Source organism: Kitasatospora sp. NPDC059327, from assembly GCF_042752535.1.
Lineage (GTDB): Bacteria > Actinomycetota > Actinomycetes > Streptomycetales > Streptomycetaceae > Kitasatospora.
In genome coordinates this window covers 1-4,723 of the sequence record NZ_JBHYYB010000064.1, presented here as the reverse complement: position 1 = coordinate 4,723, position 4,723 = coordinate 1, and the positions used below count along the sequence as shown (strand labels likewise).

At 74.0% G+C, this 4,723-nt stretch carries 2 protein-coding genes and 1 pseudogene; 1 reads left to right on the top strand and 2 read right to left on the bottom strand.

Annotated elements, in window-relative coordinates; translation table 11 throughout:
• Positions 1-144 precede the first annotated feature (144 nt).
• On the bottom strand, positions 145-2,058 hold the full coding sequence (locus tag ACFXHB_RS30560) for a CocE/NonD family hydrolase (protein WP_380577910.1): 1,914 nt from the start codon (positions 2,056-2,058) through the stop codon (positions 145-147).
• 172 nt (positions 2,059-2,230) lie between these two features.
• Positions 2,231-3,193, bottom strand: a pseudogene (locus ACFXHB_RS30555) (hydrolase); the annotation flags it as partial.
• 283 nt (positions 3,194-3,476) lie between these two features.
• Here ACFXHB_RS30555 and ACFXHB_RS30550 point away from each other — a divergent pair.
• The gene (locus tag ACFXHB_RS30550) at positions 3,477-4,598 is read left to right on the top strand and encodes a HoxN/HupN/NixA family nickel/cobalt transporter (protein WP_380577909.1); all 1,122 of its coding nucleotides are present in this window, start codon (positions 3,477-3,479) and stop codon (positions 4,596-4,598) included.
• Positions 4,599-4,723: the final 125 nt, after the last annotated feature.

Below are 4,723 nucleotides of genomic sequence, written 5' to 3'. Positions count from 1 at the left end.
TTCACGGCTCAGTCACCGGCCCCGTTCGGGGTGCCTTTCCCCCGGGCCCCCCCCCCCCCCCCCGGGGTCGGCGCGGCCGGGGCCCGGCCCTGCCCGGCCCGCGGGCGCTCGGATGTCTGGTCCGGTGGGGCCGGACCACCCGGATCACACCGTGTCGCGGGGGATCCGCTGCTGCCAGTCGCGGGTGAAGACCACACCGCCGGCTTCGAGGGCGGTCAGGTGGGTGTGCGCGAGGAAGTGGGTGGGGGTGCAGCGGAGCTCGGTCCGGGTCTGGACGGTGACGTCCCAGCCGATGGCGGGGCGCTCCAGCCGGACGGTGCGGTCGCTGCGGGCCTGGGCGCTGGTGGGGGCGGCGGTGAGGATCCGGTAGGCGGTGACGGTGTGCTCGTCGCGGACCAGACCGTCGGGGTGGGTACGGCTGCCGTCGGAGGCGGGGGAGAGCTCGGTGCGCCACTCGTGGCGGGCGATGTCGTGGACGGTGAGGCGCTCGGGGCGGGCGGTGAGCGGCTCGGTCAGGTGGACCGGCGGCGGGAGCGGGAGGGTGGGGGAGGCCAGGACGACGGGGGCGGCGCCGGCGTCGGCGGCGAGGTGGCGGACGGGCAGCGTCAGGGTGCTGCGGGAGGGGTCGACGCCGAAGCCGGCGGGCTCGGGGTCGGGCCAGAGCCAGGGCCAGTAGGTGCAGGAGAGGGCGAGCCGGAGGCGGTGGCCGGACGGGACGGTGTGGCCGGCGGCGGCGAGGTCGACGGTGACGTCCGGCGCCCCGGCGGAGGTGAGCAGGGCGCCCCGGGTGAGCAGGGTGGACGTGCCGTCGGGGGCGACGTCGCAGAGCCGGGCCACGATCGGGCCGGCGTCGCGGCCGGCGTCGGCCGGGGGCCGCAGCCGCAGGCGCAGGGACGGGGTGCCGAGGAGCTCCAGCGGTTCGGGCAGGGGCTGGGAGTCGAAGCAGACCGAGCGTCCGTCCTCCTCCCGCTGGTCCGGCGGCCGGTCGGCGGGGCGGTCGAGCGGGACGTACGCGCCGGCGTCGAGGCCGGTGTGCTGCGGGGACCGGACGTGGACGTGGCGGTCGTCGGATGCGGTGCCGGCGGTGCGCAGCGGGCCGTCGAGGCCGTAGCGGACGGCTCGGACGTCGGGCGAGGGCCAGGGGTCGTCGGCGGTCCAGCGGCCGCTGATCCAGCTGCGCAGGGCCGGGGTCCGCAGGGCGCCGGTGTCGGTGTCGGTGTCCTTGAGCCAGTGGTCCCACCAGCGCAGCGTCTCGGTCAGGACGTCGTCCGGCAGTCCGTGCGGCCAGGGGCCGAGGACGGCGCGGACCGGGACGGCGGCGGTGCCGTCCGCGAGCAGGCGCAGGACCGCCGCGCAGGACGGGTCGCCCCAGCCCGCGACGGCGAGGGTGGGGACGGCGGCGGTGTCCGGCAGGCCGCCCCACCCGGGGGCGAACCGGGCGGGGAAGTCGGGCTCCAGGGCGTCGAGCCGCTCCCGCCACAGCGCCCGCCAGTCGTCGGCGACGTACAGCGGGTCCGGCGGGAGGGCGGCGTCGGCGAGCCGGGCGGTGGCGCGGGTGTGCAGGTCGGTGGCGAGGGCGGCGCCGCCGAGGCGGTGCCCGCCGTCGGGGCAGGCGGTGACCACGGCCTGCACGGCGTCCGGGGCGTGGGCGGCGAGCCGCAGGGCGGTGGCGCCGGCCGGGCCGGTGCCGAGCAGCCCGATCCGGCCGCTGCACCAGGGTTCGGCGGCGAACCGGCGCAGGAGGTCGGCGCCGTCGGCGAGTTCCCCGTCGCGGTTCCCGCCGTTCTCGTCGCCGCTCCCGCCGTTGGGCCGGCCGCCGGAGTTGCCGTGGCCGCGGGCGTCGACCCGGACCGCGGCGTAGCCGTGGCCCGCGTACCAGGGGTGGCGGCGGGCGTCGTCGGAGGCCGTCCGGTCGGTGAGGCGTCCGGTGGAGTACTCCAGCAGCACGGGGACGGGGTCGTCGGTCACCGGGCGCCAGAGCCGGGCGTACAGCTCGGTGCCGTCGGCCAGCGGGACGCGCGCGTCCTCGCGGACGGTGCGGTAGGAGTGCGAGGGCATGGCCGCTCCCATCGAGTCCCGGATCGGCGGGCCCCGGGGGCGGGGGTTCCCGCTCGGCGGGCCACGGTGCGGGGCGGGCCCGGGGGCCCGCCCGCGCCGCAGGCGTCAGCAGTCCGACCCTAGGGGAGGATGCCGTCCATGTCCTGGTGAGCGCCGGGAGACCCCGGGGTCAGGCCTTGCTGAGCCAGGCGGTGGCGTTGAGGGCGAGGGCGGCGTTGGTGCCCGCCGGGTCGTTCCAGCCGTCGTAGAGGGTGTTGCCGGACTGCCCGGTGCCGTCGTCGGCCGGGGAGCTGTCGCCCCAGATCGCGACCCGGCCGCTGCCGTAGCCGCTGGTGACGAAGAAGGCGCCGGTGGTGCCGCTGTAGCCGGTCCGGTAGAGCAGGCCCTTGACGGAGGGGTTGTCGGCGGGCTTCAGGGTGAAGGTGGTGCCGGAGCGCAGGATCGAGCCGGTGACGGTGCCGAAGGGGCCGTGCAGGACGGGGTCGGCGGCGTCGTTGACGGCGCGCGGGTTGTCGGTGGAGATGTTCTTGACGTCGACGCCGAAGCCGAAGGGATCGTTGTTGTTCACCCCGTTGTTGGTGAGCAGGTCGTTGATGATCGCGGGGGAGTCCCAGCCGTCGTTGTTGCGGTCACTCTGGGTGTGGTCGGAGATCAGGAAGAGCCCGCCGCCGTTCTGCACGAAGCGGATCAGGGCGGCCTTCTCGGCGGTGCTGAAGCGGATGTTCGGCTCGGGGACCACGAAGGTGTCGAAGTTGGCGAGGTCGAGCGCGGACCCGGTGCCGTAGCTGATGGTGGAGCCGGCCGGGAGGGTCTTGAGGCTGTACTGGCCGGTCCTCTGCAGGGCGACGCCCCAGGCGGAGAGCGCGCCCGTCCAGCTCTTCTCGGTGCTGGGGTTGGCGTTCTGGGCCAGCGGGTCGGGCTGGCTGGTGGAGATGATCCAGTCGGCGTTGCCGGCGGTCTCGGCCTTGCTGTTGTCGAACAGCACCCGGTGCGGGGTGGCGCTCGCCGAGGCGGGGACGGCGGCGGCGCCGGTCGCGACGGCGGGGGAGGCCGAGGCGGTGGGGGTCAGAGCGGTCACGCCGGCCGTGAGGAGGGCCGCGGCGGTCAGTGCGGCAGCCGTTCTGATGCGGATCATATGCCTTGCCTCCGTGGGGAGTTGAGGTTTCGGCGCCCGAGTATTCGCGCGTAGAACGTGAGTATCCGCGCGAGGGAGGAGGCGGTGAAAGCCTCCGGAGGTTACGAGATTTTGTACGGTGCATGACGATCTTTGGGAGGATTCGGGCTCTTCCGGAACGCGCCCCTCGCGCGCCGTCGGGCCTTCGACCGCCCCCCACCAGTACTTGCGTATGACTTGCAAGTACTTCCCCCCCGAGGGAAAGATGGCCCAGCTCCGCACGCTCCCCCGAAAGGACGACACGATGTCCAGCCCCGCCGCAGGTGCCACCGCCGTCAGATGGCGCGACCGGCTCACCCGTGAGGAGTGGGTCCGCCTGGCCGGTATGGGCGGCTTCATCCTCGCTCTGCACGTGATCGGCTGGTTCACCCTCCTCGCGGTCATCGCGCCCGAGCACTACGACGTCGGCGGCCAGGTGTTCGGCGCGGGCATGGGCCTCACCGCCTACACCCTGGGCATGCGGCACGCCTTCGACGCGGACCACATCGCGGCCATCGACAACACCACCCGCAAGCTGATGGGCCAGGGCAACCGCCCGCTCTCGGTCGGCTTCTGGTTCTCGCTGGGCCACTCCTCGATCGTCTTCGGCCTCTGCGCGCTGCTCGCCTTCGGCATCCAGTCCCTGGCCGGGCAGGTCGAGTCCGACGACTCCACCCTGCACGACACGACCGGCCTGATCGGCGTCTCCGTCTCCGGGACGTTCCTACTGCTCATCGGTCTGATCAACCTGGGCGCCTTCAACGGCATCCTCAAGGTGTTCCGCAAGATGCGCGAGGGCGAGTTCGACGAGGCCGAGCTGGAGCAGCAGCTCGACAAGCGCGGCTTCATGAACCGGATCCTGGGCCGGGTGACCAGGGCCGTCACCAAGCCCTGGCACATGTACCCGGTCGGCCTGCTGTTCGGCCTCGGCTTCGACACCGCGACCGAGGTCTCGCTGCTGGTCCTGGCGGGCGGCGCGGCCGCGTTCCAGCTGCCCTGGTACGCGCTGCTGGTGCTGCCGGTGCTGTTCGCGGCGGGCATGAGCCTGCTGGACACCATCGACGGCTCGTTCATGAACTTCGCCTACGAGTGGGCGTTCTCGAAGCCCGTCCGCAAGATCTACTACAACCTGACCGTCACCGGTCTCTCGGTGCTGGTCGCGCTCGTCATCGGCTCGATCGAGCTGCTCGGGCTGCTCGGCGAGAAGCTGGACATCACCAGCGGGCCGATCGCCTGGATCGGCGAGCTGGACCTCAACTTCGTCGGCTACGCGATCGTCGGCCTCTTCGTGCTCACCTGGGCGGCGGCGATCGCCTACTGGAAGCTCGGCCGGGTCGAGGAGAAGTGGTCGGCGGGCCTGGCGGCCCCGGCCGAGAAGGTCGAGTAGCCGAGGGACCGGTGAGCGGAGCGCCCGAACGTCGAACGGCGGGCCGGCCCGGGGTGTCAGCCCCGGGGCCGCCCGACGTTCCGGTCGGGCGGGGGTGCCCCGGCGGCCGCCGGCCGCCCGGCCGG